Origin of the sequence: Microcoleus sp. EPA2, from assembly GCA_020882975.1 — a bacterium.
GTDB lineage: Bacteria > Cyanobacteriota > Cyanobacteriia > Cyanobacteriales > Microcoleaceae > Microcoleus.
On sequence record JAHRFD010000002.1, the window covers coordinates 429,289 to 451,153 of the forward strand.

Sequence of the window (21,865 nt, forward strand, 5' to 3'; positions counted from 1 at the left end):
AATTAACATCTATTTTTTAAACATACCGAGCTGGCGAGCAATCGCTCAGTTAAGATCTAGCTATGAGGCTATTTTTCTAGACGCTGGATGCGCTGACGAAGGATAGTTGCACCGCGAATATCTGCGCGTTCTTCTTTGAGCAAAGCTAGGTGAATTAGTGCTTCATAGTGATTTGGTTCGAGGTAGGTTGCTTTGTGGAAAGATTGCTCTGCTTGAAAGCGATCGCCTGTGGCTTGGTAGATTTCACCTAATAACACGTAAGCGTCAGCATTGGTGGGATTTTGACTGAGATAAGTTTGGCACAGTTTGGTTGCTTCTGGCAATTCTCCCCGATCGGCTAAATGACGGGCTGTGTCTAAATCCGCATTTGCCGGCTGGGTATTTGCTGTTTCAGGTGCGATCGATCGAACCGACAACATCTCGGAAGCATCGCCACCGACAAATTTTCCCTGGGAAGTGGAGAATCTACTTGGCCACCTTGGGGATGTATTACTTCTACTTTCAGCACCTTTCGATTCCCGAACAAATTCTGAAATATTCGTTTTGTTTGTATCTTTTTTTACTAGCACAGATGCGCGATCGGCCATGTCAGTTTTGCGGTAAGCAAATGCTAGGGGGTGACGCACAGAAGCAAATTCAGGAGGCAGTTTTTGTCCGCTTTCCGAGTGACCTAAAAATAATATACCAGGTGTTTTCAACCAGTTATTCAACAATTGAATTGCTTGATTAATACTGGGTTGGTCTAGATAAATTAACAGGTTTTTACAGAAAATTAAATCGTAATAATTAGGGGGGATTAAACAATTAGGTTCTCGGATATTAGCTTGAATAAAATTAACTTTTTGTTTGACGAATTCTTGCAAGTGATACAAATCTCCGGTGTTCGTAAAATAGCGTTCCCGAAAGTCTAAGTTTTGGCCGCGAAAAGAGTTTTTACCGTAAATTCCTTGCTGGGCAACTTGGAGAGCAACTTTGCTGATGTCTGCGGCATCGATGCTGAAGTTGAAGGAACTTAAACCAGCTTCTAGCAGGGCGATCGCGATCGAATAAGGTTCCTCCCCTGTAGAACAAGGAAAGCTCAACACGCGGAGGGTTTTGCCGAGATTTTTTGGCCACCACTCAGAAATCACGTAGTTGCTCAAAAAAACAAAGGGTGCTCGATCGCGAAAAAACCAAGTTTCCGGTATGACTACAATCTCTATTAATTCTTGCAATTCCTGGGGCGAAGACTGCAATCTGGTCAAGTAGATATTGATGTCTGTTAAACCGCAATTGGCCATGCGTCGGTGCACCGCCCTAGTAATGGTGCTAGAACCAATTGTCATGGCATCCAAGCCAATTTTTTGTCTGAGAAAAGCTTCAATTGCTGCTTGTGTCATTTGGCTGGCGGGAGCAGTAAATAAGTTTTTTGAGTTTCTGACAGCAGATGTTCTACTCTAAGAAATTGAATCATACCGCGATCGTCAGTAATTATTTCTCCTAAATAAGGAGTGCTGTCAACCTTCAGGCTGGGACTAAGAAATTCTGTTTCAGGTTTCTTGAGAGTTTCTGTCATCCGTTCTGCGATCAGTCCTAAAATGAGAGGGCCGTGTAAAATATCACCATTACTCTCAGTCGTATCTGGTAATTCGCAATTGACTAAGACAATGCGAGTGCTCAGGTAAGCACGGGCTGGTTTACCTTGTATCATTTGGCATAGATCGATCGCTGGTACTAGGTGTCCCCGGTAGTTAAACAAACCGGGAATGTATTCTGGTGCCCCGTGGAGTTTTTGGAGAGTGACAGTGGGCACTACTTCAATGACGCGCTTGGTATCCAGGGCGTAGCGATCGTCGTCCCCTATATAAAACAGCAACATCAACATAATTCAAAAACAGAAAAAATCGGTCTCAAGATGAGTTTTAGCAAATTTTTTGGTTTTTGGTAATTCTAAAGTTATCTTATAAAAAACTGTATTTTCAGGAGAATCTACAATGGGTTGGTTCAAAAGACTGTTCGGACTTGAAAAGCCTCAACCCCAGGCTCAGCCGATGACACAAGTAGTGCAGCAAGCGGCACAGTCCCAATCGATCGCTCCTGCGAAGGTAGGTCCAGACGGGAATTTTGACGAAAGCGGGCTCGCAAAGCGAGTTGCTTTAGCTTTTGACGAAGACTCCGAAGTTGCTGACATTGAGACCGTATGGGTGGCTCAACTCAGCGGTACTGTGGTTCTCAAGGGCCAGGTTCCCAGTCAAGAAATTCTCGACAAGTTAGTGAAGATCGCCTCTGCCGAAGAGGGCGCCACGGGGGTGCAAACCGATCAAGTAACAGTGGGCTAGAGGCTTTTCTCTAAGCTGTGTTACCGCTAACTTCCTATTTTAACGAAACCACTAGGAAGTCACCTATTGATTGACTGGGGGTCGATCGACCCCCAGCAAACCCTTAGAGCCCGCTACAGCGGGCTTTTTTTTGCGGTTTGGCAGATTAAATATTAAGTTTTGTTAATTTTCCTGGTTATTTGGGAAAACGGTAAAATACAATACAGAAAGTAAGATTTTTTTGAATAGCAAAAAGCAAACCAGAGCTGACTACCCTTTTTATCGACCTATAAGGATCAAAAAATATGAAACTCGCTTATCGCGGTGCTAACTACGACTACGACATTCCGACAGTTGATATGATTGAAGGCTCCGTAGCGGGCAAATATCGGGGTCAAAACTGGAACTATCGTTATCCAAGACATATTCCGATGCCTCAGCACCCCCAGGATTTGCAGTACCGTGCCGCACACTACAGGAGCGATCGACCATCTCCGAAAATAGAAGAGGACGTAGCGGTTGATACCGCAGTCACGATGGCGATCGCAGCGGCTCCATCCTATCCAAAAGCTGAGGAAGTGGCAACAGTCCACCGGGCGCATATCTGCAATATTCTCGATCGCAGACAGCAAATAGCCAGGGCTAAAGGTGATGAAAGACTGCTGCGCTTGCTAGAAAAAGAGTCGCGACAGATGGCTTGCTAGAGAAAAAGCTCAGAAAGTCGAATATTTGTCAAGAGGGGGAAGTTGAGTTAAGCTCAATTTCCCCTTTTTAACTACTTTTTACTACGATTAGCTTTGAGGACTAACTCAATACCTTGAAAGATCATTGCCTGGATAATATCAAGGGTGGGTTTACCAGATTGCACATCGAGATTTCCCTTGAGGCCGATAATCATGGCTTGCAGGATAAATGCGATCGCGATCGCATGGTGGATGAACTTTTGTCGATCGCTTTGGCTGTTGTTTTTCATGTTCTTATATTTCTGCTGCATTCAGCATTCAATTGGTTGTTAATACCATTGAAAATCACCAGGATAATTAAGTCAGTTCCCAATAGTTTCTACTTGAATTAGAAGCAAGTAGAAATATTCTTCTACTTGGCAATCTTTGAAGTAGACGGATGGCTTCATACCAATTTTTCATGAAGCTGCATAGAATTCGATCCCCCCTAACCCCCCTTCAGAAGGGGGGGACAAGAGTCCAATCAAAGTCCCCCTTCTTAAGGGGGATTTAGGGGGATCGGAATATGTGTAAATTCACATTAAATTGGTATCAAGCATAGAGTCCAGACACGGCATCAGTCAGTTGTGAAGCTAATCCGAAGATGATTGAATGCCTTGCCTCTACCGATCTTTCCAGTCAGTGCGTGTATAATTTAAATATCTTGCTGAACCGATTAATTATGGAATCGTGGCATCACTGGGATGACTTTCTAAAAATAATCTCCCGCGACCATCAGTTGACTGATGCTGAAACTGAATCTTTTTTATTACAATTTGCTAGACAGAATCTGGGCCAACGCTTAGAAGAAATTTCTGCCCAACTGCCACTGACGGAAAATCCGCTGGCAAATCATAAAAAGCGGATGTCCGAGGTATATGATAAATTCTCTCAGAATGGCATTGAACTAAAGCCAAAAAACAACAAATCCAGACCTTTACTGAAATGGCTGGAAACTGAGTATTCTCAATGGTTGCTTGTTCAAGACTCTGATTCTGCCTTATCATCTGCTACAACAGATAAAAGCATCGACTGGCGCGATATCTGCGGCAAAGTTTTAGAAACACAACAACTGCGCCGCCAAGCAACAGCACAACAATATGAATTAAATATTTACGTTCCCTTGGGATTAATGGAACGTCCCAAAACACCAAACCCCAGACAAAATCCCACTGGGGAAGAGTCACAACCGCAGAAAGAACCAGAACTGCAAATCGTCGAAACTTATAAAGATGATGCTTTTTTCCAGAAAGTTATTGCCGAAAATAACACAGAAAAAGGCAAGCATATCGCGATTATTGGCGAACCGGGTGCGGGGAAAACTACCCTGTTAGGAGAACTGGCGGAACAGTTGCCGAAAAATTCCCCGGATTTTCCGATTTGTATTCGACTGGCAGATTTACGGGAAAGCACAATAAAAGATTATTTAGTCAATAATTGGCTGGAGAAAGCACTGGAACATATAGAACCTGTTCCCCAGAGTGTCACTCCAGAAATTATAGAATCTCTTAAACAACTGTTCCGTCAAGGTAAGGTGTGGTTGCTGTTGGATGGGGTGGATGAAATGGTGGCCGAATCCCCCGTGCAGGCGTTGGCGAAAATTCGGGAACAACTGACTGACTGGGTGGGTAAAGCGCGGGTGGTGCTAACTTGCCGTTTGAATGTTTGGGATGCGGCGATTAGCAATACCCTGACGGATTTTGAGACTTATAAAACTTTGGAATTTGAACCTGACGATGTAAATGAGTTTATTCGCCAGTGGTTTGAGGAAGCGAGTCAGGATGAGAAACGGCGCAATTCTGGGCATGAAACTTTTTGGCGGGAACAGGGAAACCGCTTGCAGCAAGAGTTAAAAGAACCGGGAAAAGAGCGAATTCGGGAACTGGTACGCAATCCCCTACGGTTATCGATGTTGTGTCAGTCTTGGTGCGTACCCAAACAGGATTTGCCGGAAACGAAGGCGGCACTTTACGAGCAGTTTACCACTTATTTCTTTGAGTGGAAACAAAAGGAATTCCAGGAAAAGCACCGAGTATTAAAGGAAACGGATAAAGAAAAGATTCAAGAAGCTTTGGCAAACTTGGCTTTAGCGGCTATGGAAAGCGCTAATCGGTTTCGGATTGAGAAAAAATTTGCGATCAAGCAGATGGAGGAAGAGTGGTTTAATTTAGCTGGTGAATTGGGATGGTTGGTTTTAGTTGACAGGGATACCCGCACGAAGAAGCCTGTTTACGCTTTCTACCATCCCACGTTTCAGGAATATTTCGCTGCTTGTGCAATTGGGGATTGGCACTTTTTCTTAAATCACATTCCTGACAACCCTAAAGATTCTAAAGCAAATTACCGGATTTTTGATAACCAGTGGAAAGAAGTTATTTTATTCTGGCTGGGGCGTGAAGATTTACGAACAGAATGTAAAGAATCATTTATTAAAGCTTTGGTTGAATTTCAAGATGGATGTCAGGAGTATATTTTAGAGAGTAAAGGTTTTTATGAGTACCGATCGTATTTTTTAGCAGCCCTAGGTATTGCTGAGTTTAAGGAATGTAGCTGTGCTGATGCAATCCTATCGGAATTGATTAGATGGGGATATGGTGATTTCAATTTAAAGATGCAGATGTGGGTTGGGAAAAGACGTTCTATTTCAGAAGTAGCGAGGGCTGCATTCCAAGAGAGCGATCGCTCTAGAACTATTCCTGCTTTAATTAACGTGATGCTTAACAGTACCACTGATGCCACTAATACTTTATTGGCAAATATGGTTGAGAGTTTGGGGCAAATTGGAACTGGCAACCAACAAGCGATCGAAGCACTGCTTAATGTGATTAGTACAACTTCCAATCTTTATCCTCTGATTGAAGGGCATTATCTCATTGATAAAGCATTTAATAGCTTAGGACTCATAGGTCAGAACAATCAGGAATTGATTGATGAACTTAATAAGATCATGCAAAGCAGCCAACATGAATACACCTGTGTAAAGGCTGCTGAATGTTTGGGAACTATAGTTTTCGGTAATGAGCAAGCGATCGCAAGGTTAGTGGATGTGATAGAAAAAAGTGCTGGTGATTTTATGCGTAGTAGTGAAGCACATCTTAGCTTAGCAAAAATTGCACCCGATCATCCTCAAGCTGGCATAATTCATGAAAAAAGAACTGTATTTGAAGTAGCTCGGCATTTATTTAACTGGTTATTTGAAGAAAAAACAACCTCTAATGATGAGTTAAAACGGAGATGGGCAGAAGAAACATTGGAGCATATTTTCTCTAAATCACCAAAAGCAATTAAACCACTTATTGATATAATAAAAAACAGCCCCAATGAATATATCCTTCTCGATACCATCAGAATTTTTGGAGAATTTAGCAGGAATGATACCGAAGCAGTATCACTACTAATTGAGTTGAGTCGCAACAGCCAAAACTTTGTAATTTGTAGATGGGCAGTTGGATATTTGGCTGAGGTTAACGTAATGCACGAAGAAGTAATCAATGTCTTAATCGATATACTTTACAGCGATAGAGATATTCGCGCTCATGTAGCTTATAGTTTAGGAATAATACTCAAAAGGTTTCCAATGTCATCAGTGGTCTCAAATTTAAAAAATTATATGCAAAGTCAAATATCTACCGATCGAGATTTCGACCTTTATTGTAAGTTATACGATATTCTGTGGCACTGCGCCCAAAATCTGCCCTACCCCGACTTCTATCAAGCTTGGCATCAAGACACTCTTACCAACTCCGCAACAGCAAGCCTCAACTTAGCCAACTTACCTCAAGACCTTGCCGACGCTATTAACGATCGACCCGATTTATGCAACAAAGTAAAGCTAATTTGCATTGATAGTTACAAATTCGGTAATCCCGAAAATCCCGCTACAAAAATTTACAATGAAATGCGCTTACAAGGTTGTGACAAAAGTGAAGATGGCAAACCAAAAACAATGGCAGAACTACAAGATTACTGGGATGAATTAAGGATAGAAAGCGAAATTCCCCTGTTTTTCCTCTGCTACGATTCCACTGCACTCTCAGCCACACCCACAGGATTTAGCGAGCCATTTCTGAAAGCTTTAAGCAAATTCGATCGCGCGATTTGTGTGGTGTGCGAACCAGGGGATATTCCGCTGCAAACTTTTTCACCCCAACAAAAAGACTTGGTAGCAAATATTGTACAATGGATTGAAAAAGTAATAACCGAAAATTGATGTGAAAAAAATAGAATAATACCATTTCTCTAAAATCGTGCAACAATCTTTGACCCCCCCTAACCCCCCCTTATAAAGGGGAGGGACAAGACTACTATTGCATTGTTTTTTAAAATTGGTATAAATTCGCGATCGATTCCAAGCCGGTCAATTTGAATTTAGCCGCCATGCTTTTAGGCGTTTTGATATCACCCCTTGACACAAAGAACCTGCTTCAAAGTCGCCACAACTTCCACCAAATCCGACTGCTGACTCATCACCTCATCAATAGGCTTATAAGCCCCCGGAATCTCATCTAAAAACTGCTCATCTTTCCGACACTCAACCCCCTCAGTCTGACGCACAAAATCATCCAGAGTAAACACATTCTTCGCTTGAGTTCGAGACATCAACCGCCCCGCACCGTGAGAACAAGAACAGTAACTTTCCACATTACCTTTCCCCTTCACAATAAAAGACTTCGCCCCCATGGAACCCGGAATAATCCCGTAATCCTGTACATTTGCCCGTACAGCACCCTTGCGAGTCACATACACATCTTCGCCAAAATGCACCTCTTTTTCTGCATAATTGTGATGGCAATTCACCTTTAACAAAGGCTTAGTAGGTTTGCCACCCGCAACGTGCTTTTCCACAATGTGCTTAAACCGATTCATCATCACATCGCGATTAAAACGAGCATAATCTTGCGCCCACTGCAAATCGTGCCAATAAGTCGCAAACTCCTTTGTACCTGTGACAAAATAAGCTAAATCTTGGTCAGGTAGACTAATTTCTGCCAGTTTAGCTAAATTTTTAGCAGTATCGATATGATGTTGGGCGAGCAAATTTCCAATGCCGCGAGAACCGGAGTGCAACATCAGCCAAACAAAGTCCTCGGTATCAACACAAACCTCAATAAAATGATTGCCGCCACCGAGGGAACCCATTTGTTTGAGGGCTTTACTTTCTTGGTGTTGTACGCCCGGATGAAGTTCCTTAAACTCGCGCCATTCTTGCCAGTTGGTGACTGTTCTTTCGACTTCTTTGTTTTCAGCAAATCCCACAGGAATTGCTGCTTCGATATCGAGGCGAATTTGTTTGAGTTTGCCTTCTAATTTGTGAGCCTTGAATGGCATTTTAATGGCAGACATACCGCAACCCACATCAACGCCCACAGCCGCCGGAATAATCGCTTCTTTTGTGGCAATTACTGAACCGACTAAAGCACCTTTGCCTAAATGTACGTCGGGCATTAGGGCGACGTGTTTGAATACAAATGGCAAAGATGCTACATTTTTTGCCATATTGGTTTCTTTGGGGCCCAGGGCGTGATTTGCCCAAGATAGGACGGGTTTTGGGGTTGATATTTCTAATTTTTCGTAGGGCATTTTTGTTTAATTTTATTTTGTCTGTTTACTTTGTAGTATATTTGTAACATAATTATATGATAGTGTCAAATGTACCTTACTTGCTGATTTTATTAGGGTGCGTCAGCTTAACATCAAATGCAGTAGGGATATTGTTTGTGAGTCCGAGAGTACGACAGTCCGAGAGTCCCAGAGTCCGAGAGTCCCAGAGTCCGACAGTCCGACAGTCCGACAGTCCGAGAGTCCGAGAGTCCCAGACTCCAACAGTCCGACAGTCCGAGAGTCCGAGAGTCCCAGACTCCAACAGTCCGACAGTCCGACAGGGAATGAATTCCCTGTCTCATAGCGAAAGTCCTCTAAAAGAGGACTGAAATAGATCGTATTTTTCCTCTAAATCTACAGTCGGTTTTTAACCGACTTTCGCTATGAGGCAGGGGTTTCAACCCCTGCCGGACTGTCGGACTGCACCGAAAGCGCGTATTTGCTGGCACTAAATTATTACAAATTCGCATTCTTTCTCGTCGCCTTCTGCACCGGAATAGCCACCGCCTGCGGCTTCTGCTTCGCTGCAAACATCCCGAAGAAATCGTGCAGCAAAATATAGAAACAGGGGATAATAAACAGCGTCAGCAAAGTAGCTAGCGACAAACCAGAAAACACCACCACACCCAAAGGTTGCAGAAACTCCGAACCCTCTCCAATCCCCAAAGCTAGGGGAAACAAACCCAAAACTGTGGTGATAGTTGTCATCAAAATCGGACGCAAACGTTGAGGTGCAGCCCTGAGAATTGCTGTGGTGCGATCGACTCCTTCCTCTTCCCGAATTTGGTTCGCCAACTCCACCATAATAATGCCGTTATTCACGATAATTCCCACGAGCAAAATTGCCCCGATCATCACCGTCGCCCCGATCGCAGTTTTGGTAACATACAGCCCGAAAATACCCGCAGTCAACGCCAGCGGCACCGTCAGCAAAATCACCAACGGGTCAACCAGAGAATTGTACTGCACCGCCATCGCCACAAATACTAAAAACGTCGCCAACCCGCCCAAAAGTTTCAGCGAAGTTTGCAATTGATCGTTAGTTTCCGCAGCCGAACTAGGCACAATTCTGACTCCAGGCGGCAACTTCAATTCTGACAAAGCTGCATCGACTTGTTTGACAGCATCGCCCAAACTTGCACCCCGATTTAAGTTTCCCACAACTAAGAAAACTTGGCGCTGGTTGAGACGCTGAATTTCTCCTGGGGCTTGGCCGATCGCAATTTTTGCCACATCGCTCAAACGGACAATGCTATTATTGCCAGATAAGGGAATTTGTTCCAGTTGGGCGATATTTTTTACAGAAGTGCGATCGAACTGCACGCGCACGTCCACCAAGCGGTTTCCCCGCTGCACTTGAGTTGGAACAGTACCTTCAATGGCTGTCTGAATTGTCTCCCCAATGTCTTGAGCACTGAGCCCGTACAAAGATGCCCTTTCCCAATCTGGACGAATTTGGACCTCTGACTGCGGCGCGTCTCCATCCGGCCGAAACCGGGCTAATTTTACCTTCTCATCTAACTCTTTTAATATCTGACGACCTGCTTCCTGCAATACTTGTTCATTTGGGCCTTGAAGTATGACATCAATTTCGCCGCCCCTGACTGGAGAATTAGTTAAAACTAAACCTCTAATCCCTTCTGGAACTAAGCGCAGGCGAGTGCCTTTCGGAACGTCGATTTTCTTCAATTCCTCACTCATTCTTTCGGTAAAGGCGATCGTATTCGTACCTGATTTTAGGGTAATCGTGCTGCTTCCCCTGAGCAAATTCTCGATCGTATTGTTGCCGAACAGCAGCCCACCCGCTGTGGTTAAAGTATACTCGGTTTCTGGCTGTGCTAACAGAAGTTTATCGGCGGCAGCCACTACTTTTTGATTGGTTTCTAAGTTAGTTCCGGGAGGAAACAAAGCAAATAATCTGGCTTGACTTGTATTAACTCTTGGCAAGATTTCTTGGGGGATTTGACCAGCCATCACCCAAGTTCCGCCGCCTAAAATCACAAAAGCGAGTACAATAATAATTAGTCGCAAACCCAGCACTTTTGATAGCACCGAACTGTAGGCGCGCGTACCGTTTTCAAAGCCTCGATTGAAATATTTAATCGGTCCGAACTTATTAATCCCACTGGAATAAGACATTCCCATCAAGCGAGAAGTGAGCATCGGCACTATAGTTAAAGCTACTAGCAAAGATGCGGCTACGGCAAAGCAAATTGTTAAAATTAATTCGCTAAATAGCAGGGAAAAAAAGCCACCAATTAGCAAGAATGGCAGGACTGATACTAAGTTAGCAGCAGTGGAAGCAACCATGGCTGATTCTACTTCTTGACTCCGCATCACAGATTCTTCGATGGTGCGTTCTTTGCGGTCTTTGAGTCGGCCTTTTTTCAGATGAGGGTTGTTGTCTAGACCGACTACAATATTTTCTAAAATAACGACGCTGGTGTCGATCGCCTGACCGATTCCCAAGGCTAAACCCCCTAAACTAAACAAGTTCAGCGATAAGCCGAACAGCCGCATTAAAATAATGGCTGCTAGAGTACACAGGGGAATCGTCAGAGAGATAATCAGGGTTTGTCTGAGGGAACCTAAAAAGAACAAAACGGCGATCGCAGCCAACACTGCCCCGGAAATTCCCGCATTGGCCACATCGGCTAAGGAATTGCGGATAAATCGGGATTCGTCTAAGGTCGTAACTACTTTCATGTCTGCCGAAATTAAGCCGGAGTCCTGCATTTCTTTGAGGCGATTTTTCACTCCGTCCACAACCGTAATCGTGTTGGCATCCGGCTGTTTCAAGATGCTAATTTTAACGGCTGGTTTTTGATTCAGAAAAACTTTAACTCGCTGTTCTTCCGTGCCGTCATTGACTGTGGCAAAGTCGCGCAGGTAAACTCGTTTGGGCGGGTTGGAACCGGATATTTGAAAGGAAATGTTGTTAATTTCGGCGGCTGTTTTAAAGCGGCCGACTGTGCGCGTCAGCGGTTCGTTGGATTCTTGCCGCAATCTACCGCCGGAAGTATCTAAGTTGCGCGATCGCAAAGCATTAAAAACGTCGTTAAGATTAACTCCTAAACTTTGCAGGCGATTCAAGTCAATATTCACTTGAATTTCTTCTTGAACACCGCCCGAAACGTCAACAGAAGCTACTCCGGGAATCACGTTAATTTCCCTGGCTAATTCGTCATCGGCAAATACCCGCAAATCTACGCCTTGGCGCGAGTCTGAAGTCAGCGCAAATTCATAAACTGGCTGTTGGGAAGGGTCAAATTTAAACAGAGTTGGCGATTCAACAGTATCGGGAAGTCGGTTACGAATGCGGTTAACGGAGGCTGTGGCGTCGTTGAGGGCTTGATTGATGTCTCCGCCCGGTCTGAAGAATAAATCGACGCTGACTTGTCCTTCGCGGGTGCGGGAGAACACTTGGGTGACGCCTTCTGTGGCTGAAAGTCCTTGTTCGAGGGGGCGGGTAATTTCGTCAACTGCGACTTCTGGAGAAACTCCGGGGGCGTCTAGGCGCACGCTGATCCGGGGATAGGTGATGGAGGGTAGCAAATCAACGGGTAGTTGGGTGATGTAAAAAATCCCCACGACTATAATTGCTAGTGTCAGCATCAGGGTGCCGATGTGGCGGCGAATCGCGATCGCGCTAATGCTAAATCCGGTTTTATCGGCTGTCATGTGATTTGATATTTTAGAATATTTACTGACCCACATTACGAGTAGTATAATGAATTTTAATAAATTCTCAAAAACATTTTTTTGAATATGCCTTAAGAGGTAGTCGATCGCCGAAAATAGAGAACGATATCAGCGGCGATCGGCTTTTTTATCCTCTGTCAACAATTTGGATTTACAAATTGTAGCGATCGCACAAATCTTTCGCTGCTTGTCGGTGTTTTTCTACCAAACTCGGCGGGGAAAGCACTTGGGCGTTTTCCATATATTTGTTAACCCATAGACTAAATTCCTTCAAAGAGCGATCGGGCAAATCGATCTGATAATCCACATATAGCAGATTGCCAAAACTATCCCTTGGGCCTTCCTGAATCTTTTTTTGTCGCGGATGTCGCCGATCGCCCTCTAGAATAAATCCAACTACCTTCTGAAAAAATCGCACCTTCACTTTTTGCAACTTCAGCGTACCTTCCAATTCTGCCTGCTGTTGCTCTAGATTGCCCAAGAACAGCCCCCAGCCGTTTTTTAACAATTTGTGAGCTATTTTCAGACTTTGTAACTGTGGGGCTAAACCACGTCCTTCTGCATCGATAATTTCGCAGTAGTCGGTGAAGCGATTCACTCGTTCTACTTTCAAATGCCCGTCGTCGCAATATTCGGAAATCAGGTACCAGGCGATGTCATGATAAATCAGTTGCAGAGGCCAGATTCGCCGGAAACCGACATTGCCTTTACCATAATAATCGCGATCGCGGTAAACTTCGATCGCCTGGCCTCGAACTATGGCTGTTTCTACCATTTCTAGTTTGTGAAATAGGGTATGGCGATATTCTTGGCGATCGAGCATTTCGACAGGATCGGTGTAAATAATCGCGCGATTCAGGTGTTCGCGAACCGGATAAAACAATTGGCCTTTGAGTTCGATATCCAATCCGCGCAACAGTTTTGTGAGTTTTTCACAAATTCTGCGGGCTTGGGGATTTCCTTGATATTTAGCTTGAGATGCGATCGCTTGAAATGCGAATAGTAGTTCTTCGCGAGTCATGGCGCCGGTGCCGAGATAGTAACCGAATCGATACATTCGTTTGTCTAGGATTCCGTAGTGTCGCAAAGTTTCTAAGTCTTTGCGAATGGTTGGAGTTGCGGGATAGTTTTCGGGAAATGCGATGTTGAATTCGGCGGCAATTTTCTGCAATTGAGATTGGACTTCTAGTAAAGCGTCGTGATATTTACTGTCGGAGGTTTCGGTGTCGGAATGTCCGATTCCGGGATGGTTTACTAATGTGGCAATTAGGAGCATGATGCGATCGAACGTTAGTCGATCGGCGTAGGGGTGAGGGGTTGGTTTTTTGGCCATGATGGGTGTATATCAGTAAGTTGCTGAAATCTCAAGTAAAAGACAATATTGACATAAAAATATATAATTGTCTGGATATCTTTATTTACAAGACTTTAGGTCTCGCAATAACTTTGATAAATATTGTGAATTTGAAGACTTGAAGCTGGCTCGGCTGGTATATTGAGTTCAGTAGGACTTAAGCAGTTTAGCTACTTGAGACACTACCAGCAGCATTCAGGTGGGCATGGTCCGCCTTAAAATTTAATTTATGTCTGCATATACCGCGATCGCCTTTGCACCCGTCCAGGGTTTTATTGAAAAATCTCGTAAACTCAGAGATTTGTATGGGGCTTCACTGATTCTGTCTTATCTGAGTTACAAGCTAGTAAAGCAAGCCGAAAAATCAGGTTTCAATGTCATTTCTCCCGGTTCCCCGAACATCCAGAAAGGAATGCCCAATCGGATACTTCTGAAAGGCGAAGGGGCATTTTCCAGGAATGATGTGACGAATACCCTTCGGAAATCATGGCAAGAAATATTAAATGAATGTCGAGTTTGGATAGAACGAGAAGTACCTCCTAAAGAGCAATACTTTTGGCAGCAAGAGTGGATGCGATGGGGTTTGTACACTTGGGAAATATTTTGGGGGCACGGAGATTGCATAGAATGTGCGATGAAGAATTTAGAAACTCGCAAATTGCGGCGAGATTGGACGGCGATTAATTGGATTGGCGACAGTTCTAGTTTGACTGGCACGGATGCGATAGCCTGGCCGCGTTTAGGTTTGGAACATTCAAATCCAGGGAGGCAACTATCCGATCCAGAAAAAGCTGAACTTAAGGATTTCTATCAGCGTCTTTCCTGTGTTTTAGAGAATCTTCCCCCAGATGGCAAACCCGAAGGAAAATTTCTTGCACCTAATGAAAGATTGAGTATTCCTGAGTTAGTTAAGCGATTGGTAACTCGTGACGAAGATATTGCCAGAAATATTGGTATTTCTCCCCTTGAAACAGGATTTAGCGATATTATTCGTGAATCAGAACACTGGACTGGTTGGTTTATGGGAGACGGTGATAAAGTTGGCAAAAAACTTCAGGAAATTGCTAAAGAAAAAGGAGATGAAGGTTTAAAAAACTTCAGCGAAGCCATGCGGAATTGGGGCGGTAAATTTATCAAGAATTTCCCCAAAGACCTAGGGCGAGTTGTTTATGCAGGCGGTGACGATTTCCTCGGCGTAATTTACAGTACCAAGCCCGAAAAGCCACCCGAACCTATAGAGGCATTAGAATGGTTAATGGAATTGTCAGATAAATGGAAAGAGCACGGTCAGGATATTAATTTAAGTGTTGGTTTTGTTTGGGCTGGTCATAGTGTGCCCCAGCGAGATATTTTACAACACTGTCGGGAGGCGGAAAAACGGGCAAAAAGTTTGGGGCGCGATCGGGTTACAATTCGAGTAGTCTTTAACAGTGGTCAATACGTGCAGTGGACTTGTCCTTGGAATTATTTATACATTCTCAAACAATACAAAGACCGCGAGGGCAAAACCTGGGATCAAAAGCCAAACTGGAGTCATGTTTATAAGGATTTAGCTCATCTAAAAAATCGTCATGCTATCAGCTTTAATCCCAACGAAAAAAGACCAGATGATGAATTAGCTTTAACTCTATTTCAACTTTACTTTCAAGACCAGGAGAACTTAAAGAAAAACTGGAAGCACATCGTCGGAGATTACGAAAATCCAGAACAATCTAAGCAAATTATTTACTGGATTAGTGACCTAATAAATGTGGGATGGCAGCTATGTTCAAATATCTCATCACTATAAGTCCTTTAGGATTTATGTACGGCAGTTCAGGCGGATTTTTATCGCCCGAAAACTTGGTCGGACGTTCTGGGGCAAAATTCCCTCCAGAAGCCGCTACTCTCTCCGGTCTATTTTTCAGCGCTAACAAAGTTAAGTCCTATATTTGTCCAAAAGAACTTAGTGATAACTTGTTTGTCGCTGGCCCATTCTGGGCAAAATCTGAAGATCCTGAATACTTTTACTTACCCATTCCCTGGCACAAAATTCTTGCTAAAAAAGGCGTGGATGAATGGAAAATGAAATCTGGAAAATGGCATCGCGAATCCGAAGATTTAGATCCTGAATATAGCTGGCAAACCGTTAATTCTTGGGGAAATAAGACTGCTGCCATTAAGAAAAATGGTGATGTTGCTGATACTCCTTGGACATACGTCCCTATCTTGCATCCGAAAACAAAAGATGACGAACGCTGCACTTTAGCAGAAGATGGTTTGTTTCTGGAAAATGCCGTGCAGATGGATGATGAAAGTTGTCTGGTTTATCTCTCAACTCATGCTTTAGCAGATGGTTGGTATCGCTTTGGTGGCGAAAATCATTTGGTTGAAATAAAGAGTCTTCCACTGGATGATAACAGCCCGATAGCCAAACTTTTACGCCAACCAATTCAGCGTTCTTTTGCTTTAATTACGCCGGGAATTTGGGGATCTAACAAATTTTCATACCGCTATCCCAAAAATGAAGATTTCTCCAAAAAACGACCGGAGATGCTCACAGATAAACCCATTTCCTATCGCTACCGCGCGAAAGGACAAATGGGACGGGGACGCTATGCAGTTCCACCTGGAACTGTCTATCTTCTCAGAGAACCTTTAGATAAAACCTGGTGGGAATTCCCTGAAGATTGGTTTCCCAAAGAGGGTTTTAGCCTGAAACAAGTTGGATGCGGTTTGTGTTTACCCATTGAAATTCAAGGAGTTGAATAATGTACAAAAAAGCTTACGGTATTATTGAAACCCTTGCTCCTATTCATGTAGGGGCAACGGCTGGTGAAGAAAGCGGCAACTTAAACTTGATTTTTCGCGACCAGTTTACCCAAACTGGCATTATTCCCGGTAGTTCGATTCGGGGAAGATTGCGATCGGAAATCCGCCGCAGTCTGGGAGAAACTGAAGCCAATAAATGGTACGGTCAAGAAGCAGAATTAGGGAAGCCAGACAGTACCACGGAGTCTGTAGTTAAGTTTGAATATGCTTCGCTGCTATGGTTGCCAGTGTTTTGTCCCGGTCAACCAATTGTCTGGGTAACTTGTCCTCGTTTGCTCAAACGCTATCAGCGAATTGCTGGAGATTCTGTCAAGCTAAAGGATGGTAAGTTACTCAATACTGCAAAAATTCCCGCTAATTATACAGGTTCTCAAACCTTAAAAGCTCTCGACATAAATGGCAAACCAAAGCTATTTTTTAACTTTGGCTTTTTGACAGTTGACAAAACTCAGGATTTGTCTGCTTGGTTTCCTTTAGGAGAGGAATTGCCAGCCGTTGTTGTTGCTGATGATGAAATTGCCATGATTCACGATATGGCTTTATATCGCCAGAGTCGAGTAGCCTTAGACAAAGAGGAAAAAAAGGCGAAAAAAGGAGCTTTTTTTAATACTGAAGCTTTGCCAGAAGGCACAATTTTAGTATTTCCAGTCGGCATCAAAGACAACCAAGAGACATGGCAACCTTTTGGTGCTGCTAGTGGTGCAGACATTTATCTCGGCGGTTTAGAATCAATAGGTTTCGGTCACTGCTATCTAACCTTAAAGGAGGTATAATTTATGGCTTGGGAATCTTACAAATTAGACCAAGAGGCTCACGATTTAGTTATCAAATACCGCGACAAAAAAGATGCTCCTAATCAAGCATACAAAATGCGTGTTTCGGTTGCTTATGGTTTAGAGCGATTTTGGGGAGAACAGTTTCGGTTAGTCAAGGACAAAGATAAAGCTGATTATTGGCGGGATACTTGGAAGGCGTTAGTTAAAATTATGGCAAATGCTGGCGTTAAAATTCCCAACGATAATGTTAGTCCTGACGATACAGCAGCCATTAAAATCATGGCAAATAAATTGTGGAATTTTCCCGTAGAACAGCGCAAAGTAGCTATAGCTGTGCTGACTCAACTTTGCGACAGCATGGTGTGGTGGACTCAGCGTTATAAACCTACTAAGAATAATGGCAATAATGGAGGTGAAGAAGATGAGTGATAGCGATCGCGTTCCTTTGATGTTTCAAGCACAGTTAGCTGGAAGAGGAAAAATTCAGTATGCAGGCGATGCTGGCCCGGCTTCTGATTGGGTGAAACAGTGGTTAAAATCCTGTCCTCCCGTCCCCGAAAGCAATGATGAAAGCGTTCCCCTCTGGCAGCGAGGCCGAACTAAATCACCCGTGAAAATGCCTGAATTCGGCCGGGGAGTGGAAACAAAACAATACACAATTAGCTGGCGTTTGGTTACAAATAGCGGACAAGATGAAGACGTAATTCGACCCGTAATTGGTGCGAAAGGTTTGCCATTTTATCCGGGTTCTAGCATGAAAGGCGCTTTCTGGCGATCGTGTCCTCCTCAAAAGCGAGAAGAATACTGCGGAGGAGAGGTTATAGAGGACGGACAGCGTAGTGCAAGACCCGGAATTTTGCGCTTTCACGGCGGCTTTCCTGCTGATATGTCTTGGGCAGAAAAAGAGCGTTTAGTCGATGTCGTTCACTCGCAACAAAAACGCCAAGTGATGGAAAATGCTGTCACCAGTGCTAACGTGCAAATTTCGCTTTATCAGTGTCAATTACAATTTGGCATTTCTAGTAACAAACAGCTTGGAAAACAAGAATGGGAGGAGATTTGGGAAATTTGGGAAAAAGCTTTAGGACACGGAGTTGGTTCTAGGGTAAGTGCAGGCTATGGTCGTATGGCAGAGGTAGAAAGCGCTGATAAAGTCTTACTTTCTGTCAACTTGAGCGGCTGTGGGTTAACGTCCCAACTGCTGAATAAAACCCCAGAATTTCGGCCCAATATGTTTAAAGCTGCCCTGCGGGGTCATACTTTGCGGTTGTTGGCTGGGGTCACGGATGTTAATACAGCGCAACTGTTAACGAAGAAACTTTGGGGAGGAATTGGTGAAAAACGTGATGATACTGGGGCAATTATCGGGCAGTTAGGGATTAATTTTACCGCTGAGGAACTCGATTTTGGCGAACACAAATATAAGCCTAACGGCAACAAAGTTGTAGTGATGCCAACCTACAACTTGCAAGCTGGCAAATTAGATTTGCTATGCCTGAATAATACCTATCCCCAGAAGGAGTTAAAAAAGTTTGTTACTTACTTAATTAAATTTTCTCTATTACTCGGCGGTTTTGGTAAATCGTGGCGGCGAGTCGATCACAGCCTGTTTTTTCCAGAGTATTTTGAGAAAAATGACAAACCTGCGATCGGCTGTCACTGGAAGTTTAATGAAAGTTCAAAGGATTTGTACGTCACTGCTGCTAGTGATGACCTCAAAAATATTGCTAAATTTTTGGCAGAGGGTCAGCAGAGAGCAATAGAATGGTTAACAGTTAATCATTTAGAACCGAGTCGTCACGCTACTGCTTGGCGCGAAGTCTGGCATCCAGAAAAACTGGAAGTCTGGGGAAGAATTGCTGAGGATAAGAATAGCAGCCAAGCAATTAATTGGTTTCACGGCCACTACTCAAGAACTCAGTCTATTAAGCAAACTGATTTGACTGGAAAACTCAATAATATTGGTCGCATTTGGCATCGGATGTATCCCCGCTATCTCAAACTTAAAACCGGAGAATTAAAACAAAAAAGGCAAGAGTATGTAGAACTTTTGACGATTTTTCCTGATGACTCGGACACAACTCAGAATTTTCTTGAGTTTTTACAGAATCAGAGCGACTTTATCAAACTTTGGCCAACTGAGGAATAATTATGAATATCTGGATTGTGACAACTGGCAGCAGCGATGTCAAGCTCAAAACTGACGAGAATTGGGCGACTTTGTTTAGAAAGGTGAGAAATCAATTATACGATCGCCGTTTTGCACCTACACGACCGCCTAATACTGATGATGACGAACCTTTTCTCGTACCAGCTAGAGCGATGGGGATAGTTTATGGAACGCAGTTGACAGATGAATATTATGAGGATTTGCACTTTCCGCTGTTGGATGCTTTTTCTGCCAAGCTGCTAGAGAGAGGTAAAACAAATCCTGACAGAATAATTGTGATTTTGACTGACCAGGATGCAGTTTTTGATGACGAAGACAGGACTATAGAAAAAAGTCCTTATTGGCAGGATACTTGTACTCTCAAGCCGATATTTGAGAAATATTTTGAGATAAATTTTCCTAAAGTTAAATCAATTGATTACTTGGAATTGAAACCAAAATCCCAAGATGAGGGATTGGATAATTGGAATAAAGCACTGTTTCTGGTTCAGCAAGCTTTGTCTAGTTTAGAGTTTGATAAAAGTGCAAATGTCTATGTTAGCCATCAGGCGGGAACTCCGGCAATTTCTTCGGCCGTTCAATTTGATTGCTTAGCAAGATTCGGTAAGAAAGTCAAGTTTTTAGTTAGCAATGAGTATGAAGAAAAGTTAGCAGAGAAGGGTGATTTCATAGAAAGCTCTACTTATTTGCAGGGGATGGTAGTCCAAGAGGCGAAAGCGCTATTAAGTCGTTATGACTACCAGGAAGTTGAACGCATCTTAAAGCCTTACTGGAAAGATTCTGTAGATCCGTTATTGGTGGAAATTCGCGATTTGTTAGGAATGGCGGTACAGTGGAATTTTGCTAAGTTTGAAGATTTTGGTAATGCTAGGGGAGAGGTTGCAAAAGAGCGTTTAAATCAGTGGTGGTGGATGGGTTATGAGGCTGCTTATTTGGGCGTGATTCGTTTAAAACAAGACAACACTGTTGAGGCACTATTTCACAGTTTTCGGGCTGTGGAAGGATTGATCAAAGAATGGGCATTAGATAAGTATAAGCCACAGATCAAATACTCTAATTCCAAGCAACCGAATACGGCTTATATCCATGATGTAAATCTGCCTAGTAATTTACGGCGTTGGTTTGAATCAAATAAAAATCGCGATTACAATAATGTGGGCTTATTTGGTAAAGCATTATTTAGCTTACTCGAAGTATCTCATTCACAAAATGAATGGAATCAAAACTCTGATATTCTAGTAGTTGTGGGTAATACAATAGAGGAGAGAAATGCTACTTTTCATTGTTTGCGAGGCTTGAATGATAAAGAAGTATTTCATGCTTGGAAAACAGACTCTAAAGAGAAATGGGAAACACGAGTTTTGGGATGCTTGAATTTTGTTTCAAAGCAAAAGTTTGTTTCGTTAAAGTCGGCAAGTTTGATGGCGAAAGTGCATGATGAATTGGTAAATGCGATCGATCATTACGAACTCCAAACCTAAAAGCGATCGCCCGCCAAGAAATCTGCCACAATTTCACCGATCCGGCGGGGGTTAAAAACCCCCGTCTCATAGCGAAAGTCGGTTGAAACCGACTGCATAATTCTATCTATAAACTCCCCAGTCCTCTTTAAGAGGACTTGAGCTTTGAGCCAGGGGTTTTTAACCCCGGTTGGACTTTGAACCTAGGTTTTAAACCCCAGGCCGCCTCATAAACTTAACTAAAATTTTCACCTTCACCCTGCATCTACAACCAAACTTTACCATCCACATTCAACACAAAATAACACAACTATGTACATCACATCCCGCGCATCCACAATCCGTAACTTCTCCCTCGCCGCCGTCAACGGCACCATCACTCTGATCATTCTCTTAATCGCACCCCTGGGATTAGCCGCCGTAATTTCTAACACATTCCTAGTCACGCTAGCCACCTTTTTTGCATCCACCATCGCTGACCAAATTGTTCGCTACCTCCAACCTTCTCGCATCAAAGAAATCCCAAATTCCTTAGATTATACCCCGGAATCGTCGCAAATTCTCCCACGGGATTCGCAAAATTTAGAACGGAAATAATTTTATATCTCGATCCAAATGCTGTAGGGGCGGGTTTCACCAATAACATTTGAAACTCACCAACCATCTACATAAACCCGCCCCCACACAACCAATAATCTGTATCAACATTGATTCATATATAATGCAAAGAATGTAGATTGAGATTTGTCGTTGGGTGGGGGCGGGTTTATTTTTTATCTCAATTAGTGGCGAATCTTGTTGGTGAACCCGCCCCTACGATGATGTAGATTGAGATTTGTCGTTGAGTGGGGGCGGGTTTATTTTTTATCTCAATTAGTGGCGAATCTTGTTGGTGAACCCGCCCCTACGATGATGTAGATTGAGATTTGTCGTTGAGTGGGGGCGGGTTTATTTTTTATCTCAATTAGTGGC

General features: G+C 43.4%; 17 protein-coding genes. 11 read left to right on the plus strand and 6 right to left on the minus strand.

The window, feature by feature from the left end:
- Positions 1-68: 68 nt before the first annotated feature.
- Positions 69-1,379 (minus strand): CheR family methyltransferase, encoded by a 1,311-nt coding sequence (locus AAFP14_RS04270; RefSeq protein ID WP_341731056.1) that lies wholly within the window; start codon positions 1,377-1,379, stop codon positions 69-71.
- Complete coding sequence (locus AAFP14_RS04275) at positions 1,376-1,858, minus strand: chemotaxis protein CheW (RefSeq protein ID WP_341731057.1); 483 nt, start codon at positions 1,856-1,858, stop codon at positions 1,376-1,378. Before AAFP14_RS04275 ends, AAFP14_RS04270 begins: the two co-directional genes overlap by 4 nt.
- A gap of 115 nt (positions 1,859-1,973) precedes the next feature.
- Here AAFP14_RS04275 and AAFP14_RS04280 point away from each other — a divergent pair, with 115 nt between their 5' ends.
- Together AAFP14_RS04280 and AAFP14_RS04285 are read left to right on the plus strand one after the other, a co-directional pair.
- Entirely contained in the window at positions 1,974-2,318 is a 345-nt protein-coding gene (locus tag AAFP14_RS04280; protein WP_341731058.1) for a BON domain-containing protein, read from the plus strand.
- Positions 2,319-2,602: 284 nt separating this feature from the next.
- Positions 2,603-3,001 carry a DUF4278 domain-containing protein gene (locus AAFP14_RS04285; protein WP_341731059.1) on the plus strand — a complete coding sequence of 133 codons (399 nt, stop codon included), beginning with the start codon at positions 2,603-2,605 and terminating at the stop codon, positions 2,999-3,001.
- Positions 3,002-3,072: 71 nt separating this feature from the next.
- Here the strand turns inward: AAFP14_RS04285 and AAFP14_RS04290 are convergent, their stop codons facing one another.
- Complete coding sequence (locus tag AAFP14_RS04290; RefSeq protein WP_341731060.1) at positions 3,073-3,270, minus strand: hypothetical protein; 198 nt, start codon at positions 3,268-3,270, stop codon at positions 3,073-3,075.
- Positions 3,271-3,623: 353 nt separating this feature from the next.
- Between AAFP14_RS04290 and AAFP14_RS04295 the strand changes: the two genes are divergently transcribed.
- Complete coding sequence (locus AAFP14_RS04295) at positions 3,624-7,229, plus strand: NACHT C-terminal alpha/beta 1 domain-containing protein (RefSeq protein ID WP_341731061.1); 3,606 nt, start codon at positions 3,624-3,626, stop codon at positions 7,227-7,229.
- A gap of 188 nt (positions 7,230-7,417) precedes the next feature.
- Here AAFP14_RS04295 and AAFP14_RS04300 read toward each other — a convergent pair whose 3' ends face one another.
- The gene (locus AAFP14_RS04300) at positions 7,418-8,599 is read right to left on the minus strand and encodes an RtcB family protein (protein WP_341731062.1); all 1,182 of its coding nucleotides are present in this window, start codon (positions 8,597-8,599) and stop codon (positions 7,418-7,420) included.
- A gap of 56 nt (positions 8,600-8,655) precedes the next feature.
- Between AAFP14_RS04300 and AAFP14_RS04305 the strand changes: the two genes are divergently transcribed.
- Positions 8,656-8,949 (plus strand): hypothetical protein, encoded by a 294-nt coding sequence (locus tag AAFP14_RS04305; protein WP_341731063.1) that lies wholly within the window; start codon positions 8,656-8,658, stop codon positions 8,947-8,949.
- Between the two features lie 127 nt (positions 8,950-9,076).
- On the opposite strand, the gene AAFP14_RS04310 is transcribed toward AAFP14_RS04305, so the two are convergent.
- The gene (locus AAFP14_RS04310) at positions 9,077-12,301 is read right to left on the minus strand and encodes an efflux RND transporter permease subunit (RefSeq protein ID WP_341731064.1); all 3,225 of its coding nucleotides are present in this window, start codon (positions 12,299-12,301) and stop codon (positions 9,077-9,079) included.
- A gap of 172 nt (positions 12,302-12,473) precedes the next feature.
- The gene (locus AAFP14_RS04315; protein WP_341731065.1) at positions 12,474-13,655 is read right to left on the minus strand and encodes a helix-turn-helix transcriptional regulator; all 1,182 of its coding nucleotides are present in this window, start codon (positions 13,653-13,655) and stop codon (positions 12,474-12,476) included.
- Positions 13,656-13,905: 250 nt separating this feature from the next.
- Here AAFP14_RS04315 and AAFP14_RS04320 point away from each other — a divergent pair, with 250 nt between their 5' ends.
- The 7 genes from AAFP14_RS04320 to csx18 all read left to right on the plus strand — a co-directional run bounded on the left by AAFP14_RS04320 (position 13,906) and on the right by csx18 (position 21,490).
- Positions 13,906-15,465: a Cas10/Cmr2 second palm domain-containing protein gene (locus AAFP14_RS04320; RefSeq protein ID WP_341731066.1), complete on the plus strand. Its 1,560-nt coding sequence runs from the start codon at positions 13,906-13,908 to the stop codon at positions 15,463-15,465.
- A complete protein-coding gene (locus tag AAFP14_RS04325) occupies positions 15,441-16,427 on the plus strand; it encodes a CRISPR-associated protein (RefSeq protein WP_341731067.1) in 987 nt (328 codons plus the stop codon). The genes AAFP14_RS04320 and AAFP14_RS04325 overlap by 25 nt, the downstream gene beginning before the upstream one ends.
- A complete protein-coding gene (gene cmr4 / locus AAFP14_RS04330; protein WP_341731068.1) occupies positions 16,427-17,260 on the plus strand; it encodes a type III-B CRISPR module RAMP protein Cmr4 in 834 nt (277 codons plus the stop codon). Before AAFP14_RS04325 ends, cmr4 begins: the two co-directional genes overlap by 1 nt.
- 3 nt (positions 17,261-17,263) lie before the next feature.
- Positions 17,264-17,692: a hypothetical protein gene (locus AAFP14_RS04335; RefSeq protein WP_341731069.1), complete on the plus strand. Its 429-nt coding sequence runs from the start codon at positions 17,264-17,266 to the stop codon at positions 17,690-17,692.
- Entirely contained in the window at positions 17,685-19,412 is a 1,728-nt protein-coding gene (locus AAFP14_RS04340) for a hypothetical protein (protein ID WP_341731070.1), read from the plus strand. Before AAFP14_RS04335 ends, AAFP14_RS04340 begins: the two co-directional genes overlap by 8 nt.
- Before the next feature lie 2 nt (positions 19,413-19,414).
- On the plus strand, positions 19,415-20,914 hold the full coding sequence (locus tag AAFP14_RS04345; RefSeq protein ID WP_341731071.1) for a hypothetical protein: 1,500 nt from the start codon (positions 19,415-19,417) through the stop codon (positions 20,912-20,914).
- A 291-nt stretch (positions 20,915-21,205) separates the two neighbouring features.
- Positions 21,206-21,490 carry a CRISPR-associated protein Csx18 gene (gene csx18, locus AAFP14_RS04350; RefSeq protein ID WP_341731072.1) on the plus strand — a complete coding sequence of 95 codons (285 nt, stop codon included), beginning with the start codon at positions 21,206-21,208 and terminating at the stop codon, positions 21,488-21,490.
- The last annotated feature ends 375 nt before the right edge of the window (positions 21,491-21,865 follow it).